The sequence below is a fragment of the Luteibacter aegosomatis genome, assembly GCF_023078455.1.
In the GTDB taxonomy this organism is placed as follows: Bacteria; Pseudomonadota; Gammaproteobacteria; order Xanthomonadales; family Rhodanobacteraceae; genus Luteibacter; species Luteibacter aegosomatis.
Genome location: NZ_CP095740.1, coordinates 1055778 through 1080029 on the forward strand (window position 1 = coordinate 1055778; position 24252 = coordinate 1080029).

Below are 24252 nucleotides of genomic sequence, written 5' to 3' on the forward strand. Positions count from 1 at the left end.
GAGCTTAGCAAGCCCCTAGTACTTTTGGGCATGGCCGCGACGATCGTGCGCCGCTACTGTCGCAGGATCGGGAAATAACGGCTTGAGGGGGCTTTTACCGATGATCGAGGGCGTGGAAAAGGCATCGATGACCCGGCGCGATCTTCTGCGGATGATCGGCGTGGCCGGTGGCGGCGCGCTGATGTACCAGGCGATGAGCGGGCTGGGGTTCGCCGCCGAGTCGCCGTACCGCAAGCCGCCTGAACTGAGCGGCGGGCGCGGCACCGTACTGGTGCTCGGCGCGGGCCTCGCGGGGCTCGTCGCCGCGTACGAACTGGGCAAGGCCGGGTATCGCGTGCAGGTGCTCGAATACAACGAGCGTGCAGGCGGCCGCAACTGGACGCTGCGCGGCGGTGACGTCTATACCGAACTGGGCGGCCATACGCAGACCTGCCGCTTCGACGCCGGCCAATACTTCAATCCCGGCCCCTGGCGCATTCCCTACCACCATCGCGGCGTGATCGATTACTGCCGGCGTTTCGGGGTGATGCTCGAACCGTTCGTGCAGGTGAACCACAACGCCTACATCCTCGGCAAGGACGCGTTCGGCGGCAAGCCGCAGCGCTTGCGCGAAGTGCAGGCCGATTTCCACGGCGGCATCGCGGAACTGCTGGCTAAAGCGTCCGGCAAGGGACGGCTCGACGACCTGGTATCGACGGAAGACCGCGAGGTGCTGCTCGAGGCCCTGCGCGAACTGGGCGGCCTCGATGCGCAGTTCCGCTACGTCAGCGGCCCGGCGGGCAGCGACCGCCGTGGCTACGCGAAGGAGCCCGGCGGTGGCGCCGACGGCAAGCCGGCGTTCTCCCAGCCGGTGGGTTTGCACGACATGCTCAACGCCAAGCTGTGGAAGGCGCTGAGCATGAGCGCGTCGTACGACTACCAGACCACGATGATGCAGCCGATCGGCGGCATGGACGCCATCGGCAAGGCCTTCGTGAAGCAGATCGCACCCGGCGCGATCCGTTACCGGGCGAAGGTGACCGGCATCGCGCAGGACGAGCACGGCGTCACCGTGAGCTACGAGGACACGGCCTCGCCGGGCCAGGTGCTGAAGGCCACCGCCGACTGGTGCGTGTGCACCATCCCGCTGTCGATCCTCAGCCAGATTCCCGTGCAGGTCTCGCCGGAAAAGCAGGCGGCGATCGCGGCCGTGCCGTACATGGCGTCGTCGAAGATCGGCCTGCAGTTCAAGCGCCGCTTCTGGGAGGAAGACGATGCGATCTACGGTGGCATCACTTCCACCGACTTGCCGATCGGCATGATGTCGTACCCCAGCCACGGCATCGGTACGAAGAAGGGCGTGCTGCTCGGCTCCTATACGTTCTTCACCGATGCCTACGAGCTCACGGCGCTCGACCCGGCCACGCGCGTGCGCAAGGCCGTGGAATACGGCACCCAGGTGCACCCGCAGTATCCGAAGGAATTCGAAAACGGCATGGCGGTGGCCTGGCATCGAAGTCCCTTCACGCTGGGCTGCTTCGGCTGGTGGACGGACGAGAAACGCGAGAAGCACTACGCCGACCTGTGCTCGATGGACGGGCGCATCGTGCTGGCGGGCGAGCACGCGTCGTACCTCCCCGCCTGGCAGGAAGGCGCGATCCTTTCCTCGCTGGCGGCCATCGAGGCCTTGCACGGCCGGGCGATGGCGGGAGGTCGCGCATGAAGGGACTGTCGCTTTTCCTGGCCTTGCTTGCCGCCTCGGCGGCGCAGGCCCAACAGGCGAAGAAGCCCGATCCGGATTTCCTCGGCGGACGTGACGTCCAGCAGGTCACCGGCGAGCAGATCTTCACGCACATCTGCCAGGGCTGCCACATGCCCGATGCCAAGGGAGCCGTCGGCGCGGGCCGTTATCCCGCGCTGGCGTCCAACCCGAAGCTGGCCTCGTCGGCCTATCCGGCGGTGATGGTGATGAACGGCCGGGGAGGCATGCCGCCGTTCTCGATGCTTCTGGACGACAAGCAGATCGCCGCCGTGGTGAACTACGTGCGCACGCATTTCGGTAACGCCTATACCGACACGCTCACCGCCGACGCGGTGAAGGCGTTCCGTCCGCCGCCGCCGCCCATCGACACGAAGGAACACTGACCATGCGCCATTCACTCCTGCTTGCCTGCCTGCTGGCGTCGTCCGTCGGCGCCGCCCATGCCGCCGAGGTGGTGAGGCACGCGATCCCCGGCAGCAAGTTCCCCATCGCGTCCGCGGTGGAAGTACCCTCCGGCAAGACCCTGGTGTTCCTGAGCGGCGTGGTGCCCCCGGTGGCCGATGCCGGCGCGCCCAAGGACAGCGCCAAGGCCTATGGCGACACCAAGGCGCAGACCGTGGGCGTGCTCGGCAGCATCGAGAAGCAGCTCAAGGGCATGGGCCTGTCGATGGGCGACGTGGTCAAGATGCAGGTCTTCCTCGTCGGCGATCCGGCCATGGGCGGCAAGATGGACTTCGCCGGCTTCATGGCGGGCTATACGCAGTTCTTCGGCACGCCGGCCCAACCCAACCTGCCGTCGCGCTCGGCGATGCAGGTGGCGGCCCTGGCCAACCCCGGGTTCCTGGTGGAAATCGAGGTGACGGCGGTCCGGCCCTGACGAGGCTCCCCCGCCGGGAGGTACTCCCGGCGGCCCGTGGCGTGTACGCTTCGTTTCTTTTGGACGCCTGGGCGCCACATGGTTCTCACTCCTGATCCGCGGATCGGCATCGTCGGTCTGGGTTACGTCGGCCTGCCGCTGGCCGTCGAGTTCGGCAAGCATTTCGATACCCTCGGTTTCGACATCGATCCCGCGCGCATCGCCGAACTGCGGGCCGGGCGCGACCACACCATGGAAGTCGACGCCGCGGCACTGTCCGCCGCCACGCGCCTTCGCTACAGCGGCGAGCTGGTCGACCTGGCCGGCTGCAACGTCTACGTCGTCACCGTGCCCACGCCCATCGACGAGGCGCAACGGCCCGACCTCGGCCCGCTGGAAAAGGCCTGCCGCATGCTCGGCGGGATGCTCGAGCGCGGCGACCTGGTGATCTTCGAGTCCACCGTGTATCCGGGCACCACCGAAGAGGTATGCGTGCCGATCCTCGAAGAGGGTTCGGGCTTGGCCTTCAACGTGGATTTCCACTGCGGCTACAGCCCCGAGCGCATCAACCCGGGCGACCACGCGCGACGCGTGGTGGACATCCGCAAGCTCACCTCGGGCTCCACGCCGGAAGCGGCCGAGCGCGTGGACGCGCTTTACCGCACGATCATCCGCGCGGGCACGCACAAGACCTCGTCGGTGCGCATCGCCGAGGCGGCCAAGGTCATCGAGAACGTGCAACGCGACGTCAACATCGCGCTGGTGAACGAATTGGCGCTCATCTTCAACCGGCTGGGCATCGATACCGGGGAAGTGCTGGAGGCCGCCGGCACCAAGTGGAACTTCCTGCCGTTCCGCCCCGGGCTCGTCGGCGGCCATTGCATCGGCGTCGATCCGTATTACCTCACGCACAAGGCCGAGGTGACCGGCTATCACCCCGAGCTGATCCTCGCCGCGCGGCGCATCAACAGCCGCATGGGCACGTACGTGGCCGACCGGGTCATCCGCCTGATGAGCGAGCGCCGCCTGCACATCGTGGATGCGCGCGTGTTGATCCTCGGCTTCGCGTTCAAGGAAAACTGCCCCGACCTGCGCAATACGCGCGTGATCGACATCGTGCGCGAGTTGCGCCAGTCGATGGCGCACGTCGACGTCTACGATCCGTGGGTGGATGCGCACGACTGCGAACGCGAGTACGGCGTGCGGCCGGTGGAGGCGATCGACGAAGGCGCCTACGACGCGGTGATCGTCGCCGTGGCGCACGACGAATTCCGCGCGTTCGGCGCGGAGCGCATTCGTGGCTTCGGCAAGCCGGGCGCGGTGGTCTACGACGTGAAGTCGGTGCTGCCGCGGCACGAGGTGGACGGGCGGCTCTGAAGCCCCTCCGACGCTCAGGGAAAGACCAGCACCGGAACGGGCGCATCGCGTATGACGTCGCGCGCCACATGGCGAAGCAGTCGCGCCTGGTGCGAATGCCCGGGAAGCACGATGAGGTCGCAACGACACGTTTCGGCCCGGTCGAGGATGGCCATGGCGCTGCGGGTGTCCACCGCATGGTGGGTGACGACCGGCACGCCATGCGCCAAGGCCAGCGACACGACCTCGTCGAGCCCGGCCTGGGCGCGCTCCCATAGCCGCTGGTGGCAGGTGTCGCCTTCGATCAGGTCGGCGGCCATCGCCACCGCGGGCATGGGCGCGGTCACGTAGAGCGCATGAATCCGGCCGCCCGTCCTGGCCATGAGTTCGATGCACGTCCTCGTGCAGGGGCGGCCTTCTTCCGATCCGTCGGCGACGAGCAAGACGTTGTCGAACATGGTTGCACTCCGACCGGGGCGTCCGGCGCATCGGCATCGATGCACGTAGCATCGCCGCGACCCGCGCCCCGGCATTTGACATGGATCAATACCGGATCGGCATCGTTCGCCGACGATGGCCCCGTCGTTTCCAGTCTCCACGCGAGGTTAGCCATGTCATCCACGCCGGCCATGCAACCCTCCGCGACCGCGTCGCGCGAACGTTCCATCTACCGGGACATCGCGGTCGTCACCACGGACATGCCCGGGGATGCGTCCGCGCTCACCGCGGCGGCGGCGCTGGCGCGTCGTTATGGCGCGGAGCTGGAAATCCTCCAGGTGCTGGCCATGCCGCTGCCGGCCGTGGATGCCTGGGCGCTCATCCCCGATCCCGCCTGCACCTCGCGGTATGCCGACCTGCGTGCGCAGGCCGCGAGACGCTCGGCCGAATTCCAGCGCCGGTTGCCGTCCCTGGGCGTGGAAGGCCGCGTCCGCACGTTCGAGGCGTTCTACGAGTCGGTGGCCGGCATGGCGGCGACGGCGGCGCGACGCGCCGACCTCGGCGTGATCGGCCGGCCGCTCGCCTCCTCGGATGCGGCGGCGATCCACGATCGCTTCGCCGCGCTGCTCCTGGAGTCGGGGCGGCCGGTACTCCTCGTGCCCGGCGACCGTGAGCCGCCGAAGCTGCCGCCCCGGCATGCCCTCGTGGCATGGTCGGACACGCGCGAGGCGGCCCGTGCCGTCCACGATGCCCTCCCGCTGCTGGAAACGGCCGAGTCGGTGGAGATCCTGATGGTCGACCCGACGGCGAATTTCCTGGAGGACGCGGCCAACTTCGGCACGACGCTCTGCGCCCACCTCGAGCGCCATGGCGTCGCGGTGCATGTCGTCAACGAGAAATCGCGGGGCCGGTACATCAGCGGCGTCATCCTCGACCGGGCCAGCCGCGCGAAGGCGCAACTCATCGTCGCCGGCGGTTATGGGCATACGCGCCTGCGTGAATGGGTCATCGGCGGTACCACGCGCGACCTGTTCTTCGATTCGCCGGTACCGATCCTCTTTTCGCATTGAGCGATCGGGTCCCTCGCGCGTCGACATCCACCGGCCGGAGCGCCGCTCCATGATCGTCTATACCTGTCACGGCGCGGCCCTCGGCGTCACCGGGTCGTGCCACCTGGTCGAGTGCGGCGAAAGCCGCGTACTCGTCGACTGCGGGCTGTTCCAGGGATCCCGCGACGCGGTGAAAGCCAACCTTCGCGACTTCGGTTTCGAGCCACGGTCGATCGACGCCGTGCTGCTCACGCATGCGCACCTGGATCACTGCGGCCGTTTGCCCAAGCTGGTTCGCGACGGATTCGCCGGGCCGATCGTCTGCACGGCGGCGACGCGGGATCTCGCGCGCATCGTCCTGCTCGACGCCGCCCAGTTGCAGGAAGAGGACGTCCGGCGCGCGCGCCGGCGCGGCGTGGCCGATGCCATGCCGCTATCCACCGTGGACGACGCATTCCGCGCCATGGAGTCGTTCAACCGGTCTGCTGCGTACGACGCGCCGATGGACGTCGCGCCAGGGGTGAGGGTCACCTTCCTCGACGCGGGACACATCCTGGGCTCCGCGTCGCTCCTGCTCGAACTGGACGACGGCCGCGAACGGCGACGCATGGTGTTTTCCGGCGACGTCGGCCATCGCGGCGCGGGCATCCTCCGCCCGCCGCGTCCCGCGCCGCCGGCGGACGTGGTGGTCATGGAGACCACTTACGGCGACCGTCCGCATCGCGCGTTCGAGGCGACGCGCGACGAATTCCTCTCTGCCGTCAGGCAGACCCTGGCGGCGGGCGGCAACGTCGTCATTCCCACCTTCGCCCTCGAGCGCGCGCAGGAGATCCTCTACTGCCTCCACGCCGGCGTACACGACGGCGCGATTCCCGCGAGCATGACCGTCTTCCTCGATTCGCCCATGGCGATTTCCGCGACCGACGTCTTCCGGCGCCATCCCGACGGTTTCAGCGAAGGCTTTCGCGATCGCTTGCGCCACGGCGACCCGTTCGCCGCGCCGCACATGCACTTCACCCGCAGCGTGGAGGAGTCGATGGCGATCAACGCGATCGACGGCGGCGCCGTCATCCTCGCCGGTTCGGGCATGTGCACGGGAGGGCGCATCCGCCACCACCTGCGCCACAACCTCGAACGCACCCGTTCGTCGGTGGTGTTCGTCGGCTATGCCGCCGAGGGAACGCCCGCGCGCGCGATCGTCGACGGCTGCAAGAGCCTCCGCATCGGGCGCCGTGACGTTCCGGTTCGTGCGCGCGTCTGGACGATCAACGGATTTTCCGCGCACGCGGATGCGCCCGAACTGCTCGCCTGGCTCGGTGACGAACCGCGCCAGCGGGTGTTTCTCGTCCATGGGGAGGCCACCCGTGGCATGGCGGCGATGCGCCAGACGCTGCAGCGCCGCGGCGTCGCGGCGGTGTGCCCGGGGTACGAAAAGGCCTGTCGCCTCGCCTGAGGCGATCAGTGATGAAGCAGCACGGCGATCGCGCCGTGCGTGAGCACGTGGCGGGTAGCCCCGCCCAGCAGGCGTTCGCGGAGGCGCGAGTGACCGTAGGCGCCCATGACCAGCAGGTCGGCCTTGAAGCGCCGGCTCCTGTCGAGCAGCACGGCACCGGCGGCCGACGCCGTGGTGTCCACGCGCTTGCGCGTCGCATCGATGCCGTGCCGGGCGAGAAACGCCATCGGGTCGAAAACCGGAAGGGAGTTCCGGCGTTTGCGCGTCGCGCCGTCGAGTAGCAGCACGTCCTTGGCCGCGGCGAGCAAGGGAAGGCCCGCCCGAATCGCGCGCGTGGCGGCGTCGCTCCCGTCCCAGCCGACGACCACGCGGTCGAAGACGGCATTGGGCGCGCAGACCGTCGGCAGCACGAGACAGGGAGTGCCCATCCCGAGCAGCAGTTCGTCGAATCCGTCCAGGGACGCGCCGCCGTCGGCGGGCTTCTGCACGACGACCAGGTCGTGCCAGGCCGCGAGCGACCGCAGGCCGTGCGCCACGTCGACGTCGATGGCGGCCCAACTGCTGTGGTGCGCCCCGGTCATGCGGGCCATTCGCACGAAGCCATCGCCATCCCCGCCCGGCGCCATGTCACGCGAATGATCGATCACCGCCGCCGGGCCCGGCGGTGGGACCGTCGGTTCCTGGAGGTTTCGGGTGCCGCGCAGGAAGGCGGCCGGAAGCGCGCAGCCGGTGACGGCGCCTTGGGCGCGCGCCGCGAGGCGCTGGCCGACGTACGAAGCTGCGTCGCGCTGCGAACCGACGATGACGATGACGTCGCCGATCGCCGGAAGACAGGTCTGCATCGTCGGCGAGGAGGTATCGGCGGGAGTGGGCGAAATGGACATGTCGTACTCCGGTGGCCGATCAGTTGGGATTGGGCGTTCGACAGACCAGCACCGGCAGTTGGGTGGTCAGGAGGATCTTCTGCGTTTCGCTTCCCAGCAACAGGCGTTGCAGGCCGCGCCTGCCGTGCGAACCGACGACGATGAGGTCGCAATGGCGCGCCTTGGCGGCTTCCTCGATCGTGCAGTGGACGGGTGCGCCGATCTCGTAGAGCGTATGGCAACGCACGCCGGCCGCCGAGGCGGTCTGTTCCACGTCCTGCAGGTAGCGTCCCGCCATTTCGCGGGCGTCGTCGAGGTAGATCGTTTCGCTCGACGGAATCATCATTTCGCCGTATGTGGTCGGCCGGAACGGCTCGATGACGTGGATGCCGGTGAGCGTCGCGCCGCAGATCTTCGCCAGTTCGACGGCGGTGCGCGTCGCGATGGTGGCCACGGACGAACCGTCCGTGGCGATGAGGATGTGCTTGAACATGAGGAATCCTCCAGTGCCGGTCCATCATGGCCGGCGCGCGGTGCGCGCCCATTGACCTGGGTCAAGCGCGGATCAACGCACCACGACGATGGGTATCCGGGAGTTGGCCAAGACCTTCAACACCACCGAACCGAGGAACATGCTGCCGACCGCGCCCCTGCCGTGCGAGCCCATCGCGATCAGGTCGAAGCGCCCCTTGCGCGCGACCTGCACGATGTCCTCGGCCGGATCGCCCACGTGCATCGACTCCTCGTGTAGGCGACCCTCCCGGGCCAGGATCCTGCGCGCCGGCCGCAGGGCCCGGGCGCCGTTATGGGCGTGGAACTGCGCCATGGCGACGGGATCGAGAAAGCCGCTCACGTGCGCGCTGAGCGGCACGTCGACGTGCAACAGGTGCAACGAGGGTTCGTTTTCCGAGTGCGGCCATTGGCGAACGACGAAACGAAGGGCTCGCAGGCTATGCGCACTCCCGTCGACGGGAATCAGGATCTTCATGGATCGGTCTCCTTTGCATCAGGAACGAGCGGGACGTGGTATGCGGGGAGTGGGCGTCGATCCGGTGGGGGTGTCGTGATGCCCATCGGTGGGACACCATCGATACGAGTGCCAGCCAGGCACTCCCGGCGAGCGTGCAGCCCGCCACGACGATCGGCGTGGTCGGCACGGGGGCCTCGAAGCCGAGCAGCGATCGCACCGGCGCCAGGAACGTCGCCGCGGCGCCGATGACCAGCGTGGCCGCGACGACGGCCGCCAGCCATGGCGCCATCCGGCGATACCGGCCACGGCTGCCGGCCAGGACGAGCAGGAGGGTCGTCGCCAGGAGCGAGAGGAACGTGGACAGCCCGGCGGTCGCGAACGACAGCCCATGGGCGAGCGACCAGGCGTGGCCGCCGACCAGGATGGCGCCCATGCCGGTTCCCTGGATGAGGCCGACGGCGAGGTTGGCGACGGCAAAGGGCGACTCGCTCGCGCACCTCGGCGGGCGGCGCATCACGCCGTCGTCTTCGGGCATGGCCTCGAACACCAGCGAACACGACGGGTCGATGATCATTTCCAGCAGGGCGATCTGCACGGGCAGCAACAACGGCGGCCATCCCATGGCCAGCGGTGCCACGGCGAGGCAGACCACGGGAACATGCACGGCGGCGATGAATCGCATCGAGCGCCGGATGTTGTCGTAGACGCGGCGCCCCAGCCGTATGGCGGCCACCAGCGAAGCGAAGCGGTCGTTCAGCAGCACCAGGTCGGCCGCTTCGCGCGCCACGTCGGTGCCCCGGACGCCCATGGCGACGCCGACGTCCGCGCTGCGCAGCGCGGGTGCGTCGTTCACGCCGTCGCCGGTCATGCCGATCACGTCGCCGTGCCGTCGGAAGGCGTGCACCAATCGCAGCTTCTGCATGGGATGAACGCGCGCGTAGATGTCCGTCTCGGCGACGCGACGCGCGAGTTCGTCGTCGTCCACGGCGTCGATGTCCGCGCCCGTCAGCACGTGAGCGCACGACAGGCCCGCTTGCCGGGCGATCGACACCGCCGTGGCCGGATGATCCCCGGTGAGCATGACCACGCGTATGCCCGCGGCGAAGCACTCGGCGACGGCCGCGTGCACCCCGGCGCGCAGCGGATCGGCGAGGGCGACCAGGCCGAGCAGTTCGTGGCGTCGCTCGGCGGGGGAGCGCAACACGGTACCGGCGGGTAACGTCGCGCGGGCCACCGCGAGCACGCGAAGACCCTTGGCAGCCAGGGTCGCCGCCTGCGCGCTCCATCGTGCAAGGGCCTCCGGCGGGATATCGCACAGGGCGAACACCGCTTCGGGCGCGCCCTTGGTGGCCATGTGCCAACGCCCCTCGTCGCCCGATGCGTACACGCGCGACACGAACGACCGGCCGTCGCCGATGGGGAAGGTCGCCACCGGCGCGGCGGCGCATTCGGGAGGCAGGCCGTCGGCCCGTCGCCGCGTGTGGGCAACGATCGCGATGTCGGTGGGATCGATGGATCGTGGGTCGCATGCGGTCGCGGCGGTGCAGGCCAGCCGATCGAGCGCGTCGTCGACGGGTGAGGTCGCGTCCTGCACGCGGCCGGGAGCGTCGCAGAGCATCGCCATGGCCATCCTGTTCTGCGTCAGCGTTCCCGTCTTGTCGACGGCCAGGAGGGAGATGGCGCCCATCGTTTCGACGGCGGCGAGTCGGCGCGCGAGCACGCCACGGCGTGCGATGCGGCGTGCGCCGAGCGCGTAGAACACCGCGAGCACGACGGGAATCTCTTCCGGCAGGATGGCCATGGCCAGGGCGATGCTCGCCAGGGTGGACTGGATGAGGCTTCGTCCCGACCACCAGTTCGCCGCGCCCACGCCCAGGGCGAGAAGCACGGCGGCGATGGCGAAGAAGCGGACCAGGCGCCTGGCGGCACGTTGCAGGGGGGAGGGCGATACCTGTTGCCCGGCCAGCGCCCTGCCGATGTCGCCGAAGGCGGTGCGTCCGCCGGTGGCCGTCACCCGCGCGCGCGCGACGCCGCCGACGACCAGGGTACCGGCGCGAACGGGATCGGTGGGCGGCCGAAGCCCCGGCCCATGTTCGACCGGCACCGATTCGCCCGTGAGCAGCGACTCGTCGATCATGAGGGTGCCTTCGACCAGCAGGCCGTCGGCGGGAATGCGGTCGCCCTCCCTCAGCACCAGCACGTCGCCCACGACGACCTCCGTGGCCGCCACGCGACGTTCGGTGCCGGAGCGGATCACGTGGGCGACCGGCGTCGCCAGGTCGCGCAACGCGGCGAGCGCTTCCCTTGCCCGCCACTCCTGGACGATCGTGATGGCGACCACGATCGCGACCGACACGCCGAGGAACACCGCTTCGGCCCGGTCGCCCAACCCTGCGTAGATCGCGGCGGCGGCGATGAGCATGAGGAACATCGGTTCGGCCAGCACGCCCCAGATCACGTGCAGCCAGCGATGCGTTTCCCCGCCGGGCAGCACGTTGGCGCCGTCGCGAAGCAGGCGACGGGCGGCTTCGTCGTCGTCGAGACCGCGCATCGCATCCGTCGAAGGTGGCGTACTGCTCATGGCGTGGCCTCGCGCGGGACGATATCGATGCCATCCTCGCGTGTCCCTCCCGCGAGGGCTTGATCTGGGTCAATCGTCCGGAGGCGTACGCGTCAGGGACAGACCAGCACGTCGGTGGACGTTTGCCTCTCGCGCACGTGCGCGATCGGTCCGTCGTCGTCGACCGAGGGCACGATCACCAGATCGCTCGCGTAACGCGTGGTGAGCTCGGCGATCATGCCGTCGCTTTCGTATCCGAAGGCGAACCGGCAAGCGCAGTCGACGCCGAGGCGTACCGCCACGCGACGTGTCCTGGCGAAGAGAAGGTCGCCTCGCGTGACGCCTTCGCGCGACGACGGGGGCGATTGCGCGCGGGCATCGCGCAGCCGGCGCACCACGTAGACCAGGGTGACGCGCGAGCCGAGGCAACGGCCCAGCCGCAGCGCCATGAGAACGGCGCGGAAGGCCTTGGGCCGGTCATCGACGACGACGAGGAGGTGTCGGAACAAGGGAGCCGGCTCCGGCAGTGGGTCCAGGCCACATGAGTAGGCGAAACGAACGGCACGGCATTGACGGCCGTCAACTGGTGTATGTGTTTCTGCGTCTCGCCCGCATCGTTACACACCGTTACACGCCGTCACGTGGCTGTCGACGTCCGTGGCGACCGGGCGCCTATGCTTTCCTCGCACGGTCATGGCGAGGGAGAGTGGCATGAACAGCACGTTGCATTCGTTTGCGAACGCATCGTTCGCGCCGCAAGGCGCGCCGGCGCTGCCGGCCGTCGACATCGAGGCGTTGCGCGAGGCCTTGCCCATCGTGCGACGCAAGCATGCGGCGGGACATCACCTGTATCGCTCGGGGCAGCCGTTCCGCGCCATCCATCTCGTGCACGCGGGCTCGTACAAGGTGAGCGACCTCGCCGAGGACGGCCGGGAAAAGGTGTCCGCGTTCAAGATGCGCGGCGAATTGCTGGGCGTGGAATCGATCGGGCTGGGCACGTACGCGTGCGACGCGGTGGCGCTGGAAGATAGCGAGACCTGGGAATTGCCCTATCCGGCCGTGCTGAAGGCGGCGGCGACCCTTCCCGGCCTGCAGGAACAGATCCACGCCGCCCTGGCCGCGGAGATCCGCCGCGACCGTTCGTGGATGCTTCTGTTGGGCACGCTGGCGGCCGAGCCTCGCGTGGCCGCGTTCCTCATCGACGTGGCCGCCCGGCATGCCCGGCTGGGCTACAGCGCACGGCATTTCATCCTGAAGATGAGCCGCCTGGACATGGCCAGCTTCCTGGCGCTCAAGCACGAGACCGTCAGCCGAGTGCTCGGCCACCTAGCCGACAGGCATTACATCGACGTGCGCCGCCGCGAAGTGCGCCTGCTCGACGTCGACGGGCTTCGCTCCATGGCGTGCGCGGAAGCCGCGTGATCAGGCGTCGCCGTCGAGCAGGGCGCGCAGCGCCGCGGCAAGCTGTTCGCGGCGGTAGGGCTTACGCAGCAGCTGGCGACCGTCCAGGCGGCTGAGGTCGTCTTCGGACGAGCCGTATTCGTAGCCGGAAGCCATCATGATCTTCAGCGAGGGACGCAACGCGCGCAGCCGATCGGCGAGATCGAACCCCGAGTCGCCGTCGCCCAGCACCACGTCGGTGAACACGGCATCGATGTCCGCGTTCCGTTCGAAGGCCGCCTGCGCGCTGGCGGCGCTCTCCGCCTCGATCACCCGATAACCGAGCCCGCGCAGGAACGCGACGGCGACCCGCCGCACCTCGGCCTCGTCCTCCACGACCAGAACGGTCTCGTTCCCCCTGAGCGCGCCCGTGGGCGCTACCGCTGGGGTATCGCGGCCGCGGGCGACCGGAAGGTAGATACCGACGTGCGTGCCCTTGTCGAGCTGACTCTCGATGACCAGGCGGCCGCGCGACTGCTTCACGAAGCCGTAGACCATGCTCAGGCCCAGGCCGCTGCCCTTGCCGGGCCCCTTGGTGGTGAAGAACGGTTCCAGCGCGCGGGCGAGCACGTCCGGATGCATGCCGTCGCCGGTGTCGATCACGGAGTACACCACGTAAGTGCCCTTGGGCAGGTCGTCGTCGTCCTGCGGCTGCTCGTGGAGGCGCGCGGCGATGGACAGCTTGCCGCCGCGCGGCATCGCGTCGCGCGCGTTGAGGGCGAGGTTGACGATGGCCGCTTCCAGTTCGCCGGGATCGGCGAAGACGGGCGGCAGGCCGTCGGGGCATTCGGCCACGACCCGGATGCGCTCCCCGAGCGTACGGCCGAGCATGTCGTTGAGGTCGGCCAGCAGCAGTTCGCTGCGTACCCGTTGCGGGTTCAGGCGCTGGCGGCGGGAAAAGGCCAGCAGCTTGCGCGTGAGCGCCGACCCCCTTTCCACCGCCCGCGACGCGCTGGACATCGACTCGCGCACGACGGGGTCTTCCGGCAGGTCGATCTCCAGCAGTTGGAGGTTGCCGGAGACGATGGTCAGCAGATTGTTGAAGTCGTGCGCGATGCCGCCGGTCAGCTGTCCCAGCGCATCCAGTCGCTGGGCATGGGCTAGCTGCTCTTCGCTGCGGCCTCGCTGGATCGCGGCCGCCAGCATGTTGGCGATCGAGCTGACGTAGTGCTGGCGATCGCGATCGACGGCATCGCCGCGCGGCACCATGACCACGATGTAACCCGACGGTCCCTCCCGGTCGGGCAGCGGCGCGAGGATCGCATCCGCCGGTTGCGAATCCCCTCGCGGACCCGGCAGGGGAATGGAAATGTTCGCGCGCACGATGGCGCCTTCCTCGGCGGTGAACCGCAGCTGGGGCAGCAGCTCCCGCAGCCATTCGCCATCGGCCAGCGCGTCGCGCAACGGGCGGTGGACGCCCTGCGCCGCGGCGACGCGGAAAGATCGTCCGTGGAGATCGGGCAGCAGCACCGCCGCGGCGGGCACCGCCAGCGTGGACGCGATGATGGCCGGGATCTCCGCCATCGCCGCCTCGTGATTGGCGGCAATCAGGATGCGCCGGCTGATGTCGGCGAGGCTGGCATCGTAATGGGCCCGTGCCAGTGCCTGCCGCGCACGTTGCGTCTCGGAGATGTCGCGTATCGATGCGGCGAACAGCGACCCGTCGCCGGAGACGGGGCTCAGCCCGATCTCGACGGGGAAGGGCGTGCCGTCCGCGCGCACGCCGGTCAACTCGTAGCCGGCACCCATCGGGCGCACCCGCGGATTGGTCATGTACGACGTGCGATGCGCCACGTGGACCTCGCGTACGGACGCAGGCAGGAGATCCTCGATGGGGCGGCCGCGCAGGGAGTCGCCGGGATAGCCGAACAGGCGATCGGCCTGCGGGTTGGCCAGCACGATCGTGCCCCGGCGATCGACGACGATCATCGCGTCCGGGGCGGTCCGGAACAGCGCCTGGAACAGCTCGGTGTCCATGGGGGTGGCCTCGTTCACGACACGCTTACCGAGGGGGTGAAGATGTAACCCGCGCCGCGCACCGACTTGATCAGGCGCGGCCGAAGCGGATCGGGTTCGATTTTCTTCCGCAGGCGTCCCACCTGCACGTCGATCGCCCGGTCGAACGGTCCGGCGTTGCGACCGTACAGGTGCGACATCAACTGGTCGCGCGACAGCACGTTGTGGGGATGCTCGACCAGCACGCGCAGCAGCGCGTATTCGCCGGAGGTCAGCTCGATCGGCCGGTCCTCGGGCGACCGCAGGGTGCGTGCGCGCGTGTCCAGCGTATAGCCCTCGAAGCGGATTTCGTGGGTGTCGTCGCGGGGCGGCGGCGCGGTTTGCGATTGGCGCCAGCGTCGCATCACGGTGCGCACCCGGGCCAGCAGTTCGCGCAGGTCGAAGGGCTTGCTGACGTAATCGTCGGCACCCAGTTCCAGGCCGACGACGCGGTCGACCGATTCGCCTCGCCCGGACACGATGACGACCGGTCCACGCCAGGTTTCGTTGAGGTACCGGGTGATGGACAAACCATCTTCGCCCGGCAGCACCAGATCGAGCAGGACGAGGTCGACGCGCGATTCACCCAGGCGCTGACGCATCTGTTTGCCGTCGGCGGCCGTGACCGTGCGAAACCCGTTGGCCGTGAAGTAGCGCGACAGCAGGAGCCTGACCTCCTCCTCGTCGTCGACGATCAGCAGGCAGCCCTCCGGCCGATCATTCGAAACCATGCCGTCCCCCCTCGACCCGTGGTTTGCGTATGTCAGCCGCCATGGCCGATTTTCTCACTCGCGACGAGACGGCTTCGCGGTGACCGAAGCGCCTTCCAACTTAACAGAGTCGAGGGCCGCATCCCATCCACCAAAGGTGGCGGTCAAAGCAGTCCGACGGCACCCGCAGCGACGGCGGCCATGACCGCGGTGGCCGCCCAGCCCAGCCACAGCAGCGGCCCGCGGACGGCGAATGGGCCCATCGTGCGCCGGTGCATCGCGATCACCATGACGCCCACCATGAGGGGGACCGCGATGACACCGTTGATGACGGCCGACGCGAACAGCAGGCGGAACGGATCGATCGGCAGGAACGCGATGGCGGTACCGGCGAGCGTGGCCGCGGCAAGCATCGCGTAGAACGCCGCGTCCTGTTTTACCGTCCGCCCCAGGCTAGCGTGCTTTCCCGTCACTTCGGCCGCGGCATAGGCCGCGGAAGCGGCCAGCACGGGAAGGGCGAGCCATCCCGTGCCCAGGATGCCGATGGCGAAAAGCAGCGAAGCGAAATGGCCGGCGAGCGGTTCGAGCGCCTTCGCCGCTTCCGCCGCATCGCGTACCTGCACGATGCCCGCGCCGTGAAGCACCACGGCCGAGGTGAGCATGACGAAGAACGCCACCACGTTGGAGAAGACCATGCCCACCACGGTATCGAACCCGATGCGCCGGAACGCGTCCTTCGCCTGTTCCGGCGCTTCCGTGAGCGGGCGCTGGGCGTCGTCGGCGCCTTCCTCCTCGACTTCCTGGGACGCCTGCCAGAAGAACAGGTAGGGGCTGATGGTGGTGCCGAACACGGCCGTGACCGCGACCGCCGCGTCCCTGTCGAGGTGTACGCGCCATGCCTGCGTGGCGACCGTGCGCCAGGGAACGTCGATGACCCAGGCCGTCGCCACGTAGGCGAACAGGCTCATCGTCATCGCCTTCAGCAACGGCGCGTAGCGCGGAAACGGCACGAACGTTTCCAGGGCGAGCGACACCCCCGCGCATGCCAGCGCGAAGACCGCTGCGGGGCCGCCGGTGAGCAAGGCGAGCACCTGCCCCATCGCGCCGACATCCGCGGCAAGGTTGATGATGTTGTTGATCGCGAACAGGGCCACCAGCGTCGCCACGAGCGGGCGGGGAAACACGCGGCACATGTTGTCCGCCAGGCCGCGTCCGGTCACCCGTCCCACGTGCGCGCTCACCGTCTGTATGCCGATCATCAGCGGCGTGGTGACCACGGTGGTCCAGAGCATGCCGTAGCCGAACTGCGCGCCGACCTGCGAATACGTGGCGATGCCGCTGGGGTCGTCGTCCGCCGCGCCGCTCACCAGCCCCGCGCCCAGTCGGCGGCGCAATCCATGATGCGAGGGCGACGCGATCGCGTGACGTGCCGTGGGGGTCGGGTCGGTCATCGCGATGGTCTCCGGGGGCGTGGGCGAAGTCTGTGCGGTGGAAGTCGCCGTGTCGTTGATGGCGGTCACTGCCAGCGACTCCATGGCATCGACCAGGCCACCACGGCGAATGCCGCCACGATCGCCACGATGCCCGGCACCACGCGAAGCGCGAAGGCCAGGCCCCCACGCCATGCGGCGAACACGCATTTCAAAAGCGAGTTGGCGGCCAGCGCGGTGACGACGGCCGTCGCCGCGTCGGCCGCTGGCATGCGCCCGGCGGCGACCGATTGTGCCACCGACGCGGCGGCGGCGTGGACGTCGACGGCCCCGGAGATGGCCGCCATCCACGGAACGCTCGCCTCACCCCATGTGGCGCGGGCGACGGCGGTCACCCACAGCACGAGGCCCAGCAGCGCGGCGAAACGCAGCGCGGTGCCCAGCTCGAAAGGGCGGTCTTCGCCCGGCATCGGCGTCGCGTCCCTGGCGCGCAGCACGTTCCAGCTGACCGCCAGCGCCGCGATCACGGCGACCGTGCCGGCGGCGAGCAGGGGCAGGGCCAGTTGCGATAGCAACGGACGGGAGAGCGTTCCCGTGACCACGGCCAGCTGGACGATCGTGGCGATGTTGGACATGAGAGCCGCGCTGGCCGCGCTCGCCGTCATGCGCGGCGTTGCGCGGGCGCGCTCGCCCATGAGGGCCACCGTGGCGGTACTTGACGCGAAGCCGCCGGCCAATCCGGCCACGGCCATGCCGAAACGCATGCCGAAGGCGCGAAGCGAGATGTAGCCGAACGAGCCGATCGCCATGACGATCACCACGAGCATCCAGAGGCTGCGCGGATGGATCGCACCCCACGGATCGATCGCGCGATCGGGCAGCAACGGCATGACGACGAACGCCGCGGCGGCGAGCGTCAAAAGGTCGTGCAATTCACGCTCCGACAGCCATTGCCGTGACAGTCGATGAAGGCGCCGACGATTGGCCAGCACCGTGGCCACGACGACGCCGGCGCCGCCTGCCAGTGCCGGCGAGCGGATGGCGAGCATGCCGAGCAGCAACGTGGCGAGCATGGCCGCTTCCGTCGTCATGCCGGGGTCGCCGCGCGAGGTGGCGCGATACCGTGCCGCGGCCGTCATCGCGGCGAAGAAGCCGGCGACGTAGATCCCTTCCGGACCGATGAGCGTCGCGGTGGCACCCGTCAGTCCGAGCAACGAAAACGTCCTCACCCCGGCCGCCGCCCGCGTCGTTCCGGGGCGCTTGGCACGTTCGCGTTCCAGCCCGATCAGCAGGCCGATGCCGAGGGCGACGCCGAGTCCGATGGCATCCTGGGGAATCATCGATCGTGGACTCCGGAACTCACGTCATGCGAGGTATCGGCGAGAAGCATCGGCAACGAAGCGGGTTCGCGGCTTGACCGGGATCAATCGGCGTCCGGGTGGCGGTGAATCAATCGCAGGGCGGCGTGGGGGACGTGGGGCCGTCGTCCTGTTCCAGTTCGGCGGCGCGTCGCCGCGCGGCCGCCATGCCTTTTTCCACGGCGCGTCCTGCGCGGGAAAAGGCCTCCGGCAACGTGTGCGTTTCGCTGTAACCATCCTTCGTCACGGTCCATGTCACGCGAAACGCGTGGTCTTCGAAGACCACGCGGCAGGTGCAGGCGGAAGAGTGCGAAGAGCTCATGCGAAAGACCTGTCGGCAGCGGCAGAGCTTAGCGACTCCTTTGCGAGATAGTGATTCGCATTTGAGCGAAGACGTCGGCGCCGACCGGACGCTTGCGAAGACGGGGAACGACGAGTACCGGGACCCTCGACCCGGCCACGATCCGGCGGATCACATGGCCGGGTCGTAGCCGGTCGATCGTATCGTCGGCACCGAGCACGAGGACGCCGGCGTCCGTGTCGTGCGCGGCGTCCAGCACGGCCCTCACCGGATCGGGGCCGAAGGCCAGCCGCGTCTCGAACGGCACGCCCGCGTAGAGGGCGACGATGCGCGCCCGGTTCAGGCAATCCTCCGCGCGGGCGAGCCGTTCGGGATTGGCGGGCACGTCGGCCGCCGGAAAGAGGGATCGAAGCAGCCCCCATCGCTTCCAGGCGATCATGGAATGGACGATGGTCGCTGGCGCGTCCAGCGCGCGCGCCAGGGCGACGCCGGTCGCGATGACCGGTGCCGACGACGGCCAGCCGTCGGTGGCGACCAGCACGCGACGAAACGTGTCCTCGGTCCGTCGCGAGAGGTCGAAGTCCGTCCAGGACCTCGTCCGCGGCGTGACGCGGAAGGGAACCCCCGGTGCGGGCGGTCGTTTCATGCCGAGAGGATGAGCGACAGGTCGTCGTGCGACAGCATCTGTCGCGTGGTACCGCCCAGGGCGAGTTCGCGCAGGCGCGACCGCCCCCAGGCTCCCATGACCACCGCGTCGGCGTGCGTCTGCTTTGCATGCGTGCGCATGGCCTGCGAAGGCACGTCGTCGTCGTCCATGTCCACCCACGTGTAGACGATGGCATGCCGTTCCAGCCAGGCGCGAAGCCACGGATCGGCTTCCTTGCGCGAGCGGCTGCCCCGATCGCCCGCCAGGATCGTGACGTGTCGGGCGGATCGCAGGAAGGCAAGCGCGTTGCGGATGGCGCGCAGGGAAACGGACGATCCGTTCCAGGCCACGAGGATGCGCTCCATGGGCGTGATCGCGGCACCGTCGGGTACCAGGACGATGGGCGTGACCCGGGCCATCAGCGCCCGGGCCAGCATGGCGGTGCCCAAGGGCATGCCCACGCTCATCGATTCCAGTCGTCCCACCACGAGATCGGCGAGGCTCGCCCGCCGGACCAGCGCGCGGCGATGCGAGCCACGCCGTACTTCCCATTCGCCGCCGACCTTCCTGTTGCGGCAGGTGTCCATCCACCATTCCCGTTTGCGCCGGGCGGCGTTCTCCTCATCCTCCAGCACGAGCAGCGGCTCGGGCAGCACGACCAGGCTCGCATCCAGGTCGATGATCTGCAGTCCCGTCACATGGGCGTCGAATCGCTTGGCCAGTTCGAAGGCCACGCGAACGTGCGTGGTATCCCGTTCGGACGCCCGGATGTCCACGAGGATGTCCATGCGACGCGTTCCCCATCGAGGTCGATGGGGAAGTCTAGGGTCGCGACGGGAGCCGCCCGGTTGATGCAGATCAAACCCGACGGGGCTAGGAGAGGTTGTAGCCCTTCTCCTCGTGCAGCGACAGGTCCAGTCCCACCATCTCCTGCTCTTCGTCGACGCGCAGGCCGATCGTCAGCGCGAGCGCCTTGAGCACCAGCCAGCTCACCACCGCGCTGTAGACGACGGTAAAGGCCACGCCCTTGAACTGGATCCACAGCTGCAGCCACGCGGCGTCGACGGTGCCGAATCCGCCCAGCGACGGGGTGGCGAACGGCCCGGTGAGCAGCGCGCCGATGATGCCCGCGACGGCGTGCACGCCGAACACGTCCAACGAGTCGTCGTACCCGAGGCGTCGCTTCAGCCGGGTGGCGCAGAAGAAGCACACCACCCCGGACACGAACCCGATCACCAGCGCGCCGCCGGGCCCGCAGGTTCCCGCCGCGGGGGTGACGGCGACCAGGCCGGCCACGGCACCCGAGGCGATGCCGAGCACGCTCGGCCGCCGATGCGTCAGCCATTCCACGGCCGTCCAGCCGATCGCGGCGGCGGCCGTGGCGATCTGCGTCACCAGCATCGCCATCGCCGCGCTGCCGTTCGCCGCCACGGCCGAGCCGGCGTTGAAACCGAACCAGCCCAGCCAGAGCATGCTCGCGCCGATCAACGTGTAACCGAGGTTGTGCGGCGGCATGGGCGTGTGCGGATAGCCGCGACGCTTGCCGATGACGAGGCAGCCGACGAGGCCGGCGATGCCCGCGTTGATGTGCACCACGGTGCCGCCGGCGAAATCGATCACGCCCAGGTCGCCGAGCAGCGAACCCGGGCCGGCCCACACCATGTGCGCCACGGGCAGGTAGGCGAAGGTGAACCACAGCGCCGTGAACAGCAGCAGCGCGGAAAACTTCATGCGTTCGGCGATGGCGCCGACGATGAGCGCCGGCGTGATGATCGCGAAGGTCATCTGGAACATCACGAACACCGCTTCGGGCACGGTGTTGTACAGGCTGCCCGGCGTCAGTCCGGCGAGCATGGCGTGGTCGAAACCGCCCACGAACGAATGCAGGTTGGTGGTGCCCGCCGTCATGCCCGTGGTGTCGAAGGCGACGGAATAGCCGTAGACCACCCACAGCACGGTCACCAGCGCCGTGATGGCGAAGCACTGCATCAATACCGACAGGAGGTTTTTCGCGCGCACCATGCCGCCGTAGAAGAGGGCGAGGCCGGGAATGGTCATCAGCAGCACGAGCATGCTGGCGGTGAGCATCCAGGCGGTGTCGCCCGAATCGAGCTTCATGGTCTGGGCGAGGGCGAGGATGGGTTCAGAGCGCATCGGCATCTTCCTCCTGCGTGCGGATGCGGATGGCCCGCTCCAGGTCGGTGACGAAGATCTTGCCGTCGCCGATCTTGCCGGTGCGCGCCGCGCCCATGATGGCCTCGATGGCCGCCTCGGCGCGGTCGTCGGTCACGGCGATCTCGATCTTGAGCTTGGGCAGGAAATCGACCACGTATTCCGCGCCGCGATAGAGCTCGGTATGCCCGTGCTGGCGGCCGAAGCCCTTGACCTCGGTGACCGTCATGCCTTGCACGCCCACTTCGGCAAGGGCTTCGCGCACGTCGTCCAGCGTAAACGGCTTGATGATCGCGTGGATCCACTTCATGCAGCTGCTCCCGTCGGCTGGTTTGCCGCAGGGCAGCATGAAACGTGCCACGCCTCACGCCCAGGCGTGGCGGGCGACCGGTTCGCCCTTCGTCACGGCATGCACCAATCTGGAGCGAATGGGTGGATCGCTTTGGTGCATGACGTCAGGCGGCGTTTCCACCGCGATGTCGTTATGACGCGAGGTCCTGCAAGGGTTCTCCGGTCATGCGGCCTTGGACGTCGAGTACCGCCTTGGGCGTGTTGCGGAAACCGATGGCGAGGCGGTTGTAGAGGTTCATCAGGCCGATGGCGATCGTCAGGTCGGCCAGCTCCTTCGCGTCGAAGACCGCGCGTGCCCGGGCGAAATCCGCGTCGGGGATGCCGGTATCGGCAACGCGCGTCACGGTCTCGGACCAGGCGAGGGCCGCCTTCTCGCGCTCGCTGAAGAGCGGGCCCGCTTCATCCCACGCTTGCAGGAGGGCGATCTTCTCGATGGGTACGCCATGCTTGATCAGGTCGCGCGTATGCATATCCAGGCAGTAGGCGCAGCCGTTGATCTGGCTCACGCGCAGGTAGACGAGGTCGACCAGCACGGGATCCAGCCCGCATTTGAGGATGTGGCCGTAGACGCCGCCCAGCGCCTTCACGCCGTCGGGCGTGGCTTGGGCGTAATCGAGTCGCTGTGTCATGGGATAGCCCTTATTTGTCGGGAGTGGTGAGGTGGGTGTCGGTGCCGTCGACGACGAACACGGCCAGCAGCTTCGCCGGCTCGGTGGTGCTGACGTTGCGGCTCACCTGGTGGTGGGAGCCGGGTGCCTCGTAGAAGCTCTGGCCGGCGGTGTAGGTTTTCTCGCCGCCGCCGTCGACCTCGCTGACGATGCCGCCGGAGACGACATAGGCATAGATGAAGGCCGAGCCTGCGTGGTGGTGGGGCAAGGAGGCGGCACCGGGCGGATACACGACCTCCACCGCCATGAGTTTCTTGCCGGGCACGTTCGGCAACTCGTGGGAGAAATTCACGTTGACCGTCTCGCGGACGGTCGAAGCGGTCGCGATGGCGGAGGGAAGGGCGAGGGCGGCGAAGAGGCAAGCGAGGTATCGGTATCTCATGGGGACATATCCTTCGGGGAGAGCCCAGCATGCGCCGCCCATGGTCCATCGCAAAGAACCAGAAATCGAAATTTCCGATGTACCATGACGCATGGAAAGCCCGCTGCGCCTGCTGCTCGACCGTTCGCTCAAGGGCACGCTGAGCGAGCAGATTCATGACGGCATCGCCGCGGCGATCGACGCGGGCGTGCTTCGCCCGGGCGCGAGGCTTCCCTCGTGGCTGGACCTGGCGTCCCAGTTGGGAGTGGCCAGGGGGACGGTGAAAGCCGCCTACGACCGTCTTTCCGACGAACAGCGCATCGTCGCGTCCCGTTCGCACGGCACGCGGGTGGCCGCCCATCGGGTGACCGCGCCATCGCTCGCCGAGATCCCCGGCACCGATGCCTTTTCGGTGATGTATCGGGGATTCGCGTCTCGGCCGGCCATCTTCCAGATGGGCATTCCCGCGTCCGAATTCCTGCCCGTGGCCTTGCTCGCGCGTCTGCGCGCACGCGCCGCGCGCGAGGACACGGTGGCGCCGGCGGTCTACCCCGACCTGCGCGGCGAGGCGGGCCTGCGGCGAGAGATCGCGGCTCACCTGGCGATTTCCCGCGGCATCAAGTGCGGCCCCTCGCAGGTGTTCGTCACCACCGGATTCTCCGGTGCGCTCGGCCTCATCACGCAGGTGGTGAGGGCGGAAGGGCGGGCGGCGTGGGTGGAGAATCCCGGCTTTCCGCCGGCCCGTCGCGCGCTCGGGATAGCCGGTTTCCGCACGATCCCCGTACGGGTCGATGCCGGGGGACTCGACGTCGCCGATGGCATCGCCCGGGCGCCCGATGCGGCGATGGCGCTGGTGACGCCCGGCCAGCAGGCACCGCTCGGCGGCACCCTGTCGCTGCCGCGCCGGGTCGAACTGATCGAATGGGCGGCCCGCGCCGATGCCTGGATCATCGAGGACGACTACCTCGGCGAACTGCAGTTGCAGGGCCACGCCGCTCCCGCGCTGGCCTCGCTGGATACGGTCGGCCGCGTGATGCACGTCGGCTCGTTCAGCAAGACGATCAGCCCGAAGTTGCGGCTCGGTTTCGTCGTGGTGCCGCCGTCGATGGTCGGCGCCTTCAGCGAAGCGGCGATCTGCTTCGCCTCGGCGCCCGATCCCGCGGTGCAGATGGCGATCTCGACATTCCTGCGCGAGGGTCATTACCTGCGGCACCTGCGCCGCATGAAACGGATCTACGCGAGCCGCGGTGCCTTGCTGCACAAGGCCCTCGTGGCACGCGGTTTCGCGGCGGAGCCGACGGGGCTGGGGGTGTTGTTGCGGCTTGACGGGAACGCGGACGACGTGGCGATCGCCACGGCGGCCGGCGCGGAAGGGATGAATCCGGCGGTGCTGTCGGAGTGGTATGACCGGTCGGGGGATCGATCGTCCGGACTTCTGCTCGGCGTGGCGACCGTGCGCGAGGAGCAGGTCGAGGCGGCGTGCGATCGGCTTGCCGCGTTGATCGATCGGCACACGCGATCGGCGGTGTAAGGT

General features: G+C 68.7%; 25 protein-coding genes. 8 read left to right on the top strand and 17 right to left on the bottom strand.

Annotation, left to right across the window (positions count from 1 at the left end; all coding sequences use genetic code 11):
• Positions 1-127: 127 nt before the first annotated feature.
• The 4 genes from L2Y94_RS04695 to L2Y94_RS04710 all read left to right on the top strand — a co-directional run bounded on the left by L2Y94_RS04695 (position 128) and on the right by L2Y94_RS04710 (position 3974).
• Positions 128-1702, top strand: coding sequence for a flavin monoamine oxidase family protein (locus tag L2Y94_RS04695; RefSeq protein ID WP_247375128.1), 1575 nt, complete (start codon positions 128-130; stop codon positions 1700-1702).
• Positions 1699-2124 carry a c-type cytochrome gene (locus L2Y94_RS04700; protein WP_247373418.1) on the top strand — a complete coding sequence of 142 codons (426 nt, stop codon included), beginning with the start codon at positions 1699-1701 and terminating at the stop codon, positions 2122-2124. The genes L2Y94_RS04695 and L2Y94_RS04700 overlap by 4 nt, the downstream gene beginning before the upstream one ends.
• Positions 2125-2126: 2 nt before the next feature.
• Positions 2127-2618, top strand: a complete 492-nt coding sequence (locus L2Y94_RS04705) for a RidA family protein (protein ID WP_247373419.1) — start codon at positions 2127-2129, stop codon at positions 2616-2618.
• A gap of 78 nt (positions 2619-2696) precedes the next feature.
• Positions 2697-3974: a nucleotide sugar dehydrogenase gene (locus L2Y94_RS04710; protein ID WP_247373420.1), complete on the top strand. Its 1278-nt coding sequence runs from the start codon at positions 2697-2699 to the stop codon at positions 3972-3974.
• Positions 3975-3988: 14 nt separating this feature from the next.
• Here the strand turns inward: L2Y94_RS04710 and L2Y94_RS04715 are convergent, their stop codons facing one another.
• A complete protein-coding gene (locus tag L2Y94_RS04715) occupies positions 3989-4411 on the bottom strand; it encodes a universal stress protein (protein ID WP_247373421.1) in 423 nt (140 codons plus the stop codon).
• Between the two features lie 153 nt (positions 4412-4564).
• Between L2Y94_RS04715 and L2Y94_RS04720 the strand changes: the two genes are divergently transcribed.
• Positions 4565-5461, top strand: coding sequence for a universal stress protein (locus tag L2Y94_RS04720; protein ID WP_247373423.1), 897 nt, complete (start codon positions 4565-4567; stop codon positions 5459-5461).
• 49 nt (positions 5462-5510) lie between these two features.
• A complete protein-coding gene (locus L2Y94_RS04725; protein ID WP_247373424.1) occupies positions 5511-6893 on the top strand; it encodes an MBL fold metallo-hydrolase in 1383 nt (460 codons plus the stop codon).
• A gap of 5 nt (positions 6894-6898) precedes the next feature.
• Here the strand turns inward: L2Y94_RS04725 and L2Y94_RS04730 are convergent, their stop codons facing one another.
• From L2Y94_RS04730 to L2Y94_RS04750, 5 genes are all read right to left on the bottom strand, one after another.
• Positions 6899-7777, bottom strand: a complete 879-nt coding sequence (locus L2Y94_RS04730; protein WP_247373425.1) for a universal stress protein — start codon at positions 7775-7777, stop codon at positions 6899-6901.
• 19 nt (positions 7778-7796) lie between these two features.
• A complete protein-coding gene (locus L2Y94_RS04735) occupies positions 7797-8249 on the bottom strand; it encodes a universal stress protein (protein WP_247373426.1) in 453 nt (150 codons plus the stop codon).
• Positions 8250-8321: 72 nt separating this feature from the next.
• Positions 8322-8744, bottom strand: a complete 423-nt coding sequence (locus L2Y94_RS04740) for a universal stress protein (RefSeq protein ID WP_247373427.1) — start codon at positions 8742-8744, stop codon at positions 8322-8324.
• Entirely contained in the window at positions 8707-11307 is a 2601-nt protein-coding gene (locus tag L2Y94_RS04745; protein WP_247373428.1) for a cation-translocating P-type ATPase, read from the bottom strand. The genes L2Y94_RS04740 and L2Y94_RS04745 overlap by 38 nt, the downstream gene beginning before the upstream one ends.
• A 92-nt stretch (positions 11308-11399) precedes the next feature.
• On the bottom strand, positions 11400-11795 hold the full coding sequence (locus tag L2Y94_RS04750; RefSeq protein ID WP_247373429.1) for a universal stress protein: 396 nt from the start codon (positions 11793-11795) through the stop codon (positions 11400-11402).
• 202 nt (positions 11796-11997) lie between these two features.
• Between L2Y94_RS04750 and L2Y94_RS04755 the strand changes: the two genes are divergently transcribed.
• Entirely contained in the window at positions 11998-12708 is a 711-nt protein-coding gene (locus tag L2Y94_RS04755; RefSeq protein ID WP_247373430.1) for a Crp/Fnr family transcriptional regulator, read from the top strand.
• On the opposite strand, the gene L2Y94_RS04760 is transcribed toward L2Y94_RS04755, so the two are convergent.
• From L2Y94_RS04760 to L2Y94_RS04810, 11 genes are all read right to left on the bottom strand, one after another.
• Positions 12709-14721 (bottom strand): PAS domain S-box protein, encoded by a 2013-nt coding sequence (locus tag L2Y94_RS04760; protein WP_247373431.1) that lies wholly within the window; start codon positions 14719-14721, stop codon positions 12709-12711.
• Entirely contained in the window at positions 14718-15452 is a 735-nt protein-coding gene (locus L2Y94_RS04765) for a response regulator (protein WP_247373432.1), read from the bottom strand. The genes L2Y94_RS04760 and L2Y94_RS04765 overlap by 4 nt, the downstream gene beginning before the upstream one ends.
• A gap of 143 nt (positions 15453-15595) precedes the next feature.
• The gene (locus L2Y94_RS04770; RefSeq protein ID WP_247373433.1) at positions 15596-16966 is read right to left on the bottom strand and encodes an Nramp family divalent metal transporter; all 1371 of its coding nucleotides are present in this window, start codon (positions 16964-16966) and stop codon (positions 15596-15598) included.
• On the bottom strand, positions 16948-18201 hold the full coding sequence (locus L2Y94_RS04775; protein WP_247373434.1) for an MgtC/SapB family protein: 1254 nt from the start codon (positions 18199-18201) through the stop codon (positions 16948-16950). Before L2Y94_RS04775 ends, L2Y94_RS04770 begins: the two co-directional genes overlap by 19 nt.
• Before the next feature lie 109 nt (positions 18202-18310).
• Positions 18311-18541 carry a hypothetical protein gene (locus L2Y94_RS04780; protein ID WP_247373436.1) on the bottom strand — a complete coding sequence of 77 codons (231 nt, stop codon included), beginning with the start codon at positions 18539-18541 and terminating at the stop codon, positions 18311-18313.
• Positions 18542-18569: 28 nt separating this feature from the next.
• Entirely contained in the window at positions 18570-19061 is a 492-nt protein-coding gene (locus tag L2Y94_RS04785; RefSeq protein ID WP_247373437.1) for a universal stress protein, read from the bottom strand.
• 101 nt (positions 19062-19162) lie between these two features.
• Positions 19163-19954, bottom strand: coding sequence for a universal stress protein (locus tag L2Y94_RS04790; RefSeq protein WP_247373438.1), 792 nt, complete (start codon positions 19952-19954; stop codon positions 19163-19165).
• 85 nt (positions 19955-20039) lie between these two features.
• Positions 20040-21320 (bottom strand): ammonium transporter, encoded by a 1281-nt coding sequence (locus L2Y94_RS04795; RefSeq protein ID WP_247373439.1) that lies wholly within the window; start codon positions 21318-21320, stop codon positions 20040-20042.
• Positions 21310-21648, bottom strand: a complete 339-nt coding sequence (locus tag L2Y94_RS04800; protein WP_144914440.1) for a P-II family nitrogen regulator — start codon at positions 21646-21648, stop codon at positions 21310-21312. The genes L2Y94_RS04795 and L2Y94_RS04800 overlap by 11 nt, the downstream gene beginning before the upstream one ends.
• A gap of 172 nt (positions 21649-21820) precedes the next feature.
• Positions 21821-22318, bottom strand: a complete 498-nt coding sequence (locus L2Y94_RS04805) for a carboxymuconolactone decarboxylase family protein (RefSeq protein ID WP_247373440.1) — start codon at positions 22316-22318, stop codon at positions 21821-21823.
• A gap of 10 nt (positions 22319-22328) precedes the next feature.
• A complete protein-coding gene (locus tag L2Y94_RS04810) occupies positions 22329-22739 on the bottom strand; it encodes a cupin domain-containing protein (protein ID WP_247373441.1) in 411 nt (136 codons plus the stop codon).
• A 91-nt stretch (positions 22740-22830) separates the two neighbouring features.
• On the opposite strand from L2Y94_RS04810, the gene pdxR reads away from it, so the two are divergent.
• Positions 22831-24249, top strand: coding sequence for a MocR-like pyridoxine biosynthesis transcription factor PdxR (gene pdxR / locus L2Y94_RS04815; protein ID WP_247373442.1), 1419 nt, complete (start codon positions 22831-22833; stop codon positions 24247-24249).
• Positions 24250-24252 lie beyond the last annotated feature (3 nt).

Coding starts and splice junctions, on each gene's coding strand:
- pdxR (WP_247373442.1), top strand. CDS start 22,831: ATGGAAAGCCCGCTGCGCCTGCTGCTCGACCGTTCGCTCAAGGGCACG.
- L2Y94_RS04810 (WP_247373441.1), bottom strand. CDS start 22,739: ATGAGATACCGATACCTCGCTTGCCTCTTCGCCGCCCTCGCCCTTCCC.
- L2Y94_RS04715 (WP_247373421.1), bottom strand. CDS start 4,411: ATGTTCGACAACGTCTTGCTCGTCGCCGACGGATCGGAAGAAGGCCGC.
- L2Y94_RS04725 (WP_247373424.1), top strand. CDS start 5,511: ATGATCGTCTATACCTGTCACGGCGCGGCCCTCGGCGTCACCGGGTCG.
- L2Y94_RS04775 (WP_247373434.1), bottom strand. CDS start 18,201: ATGATTCCCCAGGATGCCATCGGACTCGGCGTCGCCCTCGGCATCGGC.
- L2Y94_RS04700 (WP_247373418.1), top strand. CDS start 1,699: ATGAAGGGACTGTCGCTTTTCCTGGCCTTGCTTGCCGCCTCGGCGGCG.
- L2Y94_RS04705 (WP_247373419.1), top strand. CDS start 2,127: ATGCGCCATTCACTCCTGCTTGCCTGCCTGCTGGCGTCGTCCGTCGGC.
- L2Y94_RS04755 (WP_247373430.1), top strand. CDS start 11,998: ATGAACAGCACGTTGCATTCGTTTGCGAACGCATCGTTCGCGCCGCAA.
- L2Y94_RS04780 (WP_247373436.1), bottom strand. CDS start 18,541: ATGAGCTCTTCGCACTCTTCCGCCTGCACCTGCCGCGTGGTCTTCGAA.
- L2Y94_RS04805 (WP_247373440.1), bottom strand. CDS start 22,318: ATGACACAGCGACTCGATTACGCCCAAGCCACGCCCGACGGCGTGAAG.
- L2Y94_RS04695 (WP_247375128.1), top strand. CDS start 128: ATGACCCGGCGCGATCTTCTGCGGATGATCGGCGTGGCCGGTGGCGGC.
- L2Y94_RS04740 (WP_247373427.1), bottom strand. CDS start 8,744: ATGAAGATCCTGATTCCCGTCGACGGGAGTGCGCATAGCCTGCGAGCC.
- L2Y94_RS04765 (WP_247373432.1), bottom strand. CDS start 15,452: ATGGTTTCGAATGATCGGCCGGAGGGCTGCCTGCTGATCGTCGACGAC.
- L2Y94_RS04790 (WP_247373438.1), bottom strand. CDS start 19,954: ATGGACATCCTCGTGGACATCCGGGCGTCCGAACGGGATACCACGCAC.
- L2Y94_RS04795 (WP_247373439.1), bottom strand. CDS start 21,320: ATGCGCTCTGAACCCATCCTCGCCCTCGCCCAGACCATGAAGCTCGAT.
- L2Y94_RS04735 (WP_247373426.1), bottom strand. CDS start 8,249: ATGTTCAAGCACATCCTCATCGCCACGGACGGTTCGTCCGTGGCCACC.
- L2Y94_RS04800 (WP_144914440.1), bottom strand. CDS start 21,648: ATGAAGTGGATCCACGCGATCATCAAGCCGTTTACGCTGGACGACGTG.
- L2Y94_RS04770 (WP_247373433.1), bottom strand. CDS start 16,966: ATGGAGTCGCTGGCAGTGACCGCCATCAACGACACGGCGACTTCCACC.
- L2Y94_RS04745 (WP_247373428.1), bottom strand. CDS start 11,307: ATGAGCAGTACGCCACCTTCGACGGATGCGATGCGCGGTCTCGACGAC.
- L2Y94_RS04710 (WP_247373420.1), top strand. CDS start 2,697: ATGGTTCTCACTCCTGATCCGCGGATCGGCATCGTCGGTCTGGGTTAC.
- L2Y94_RS04720 (WP_247373423.1), top strand. CDS start 4,565: ATGTCATCCACGCCGGCCATGCAACCCTCCGCGACCGCGTCGCGCGAA.
- L2Y94_RS04730 (WP_247373425.1), bottom strand. CDS start 7,777: ATGTCCATTTCGCCCACTCCCGCCGATACCTCCTCGCCGACGATGCAG.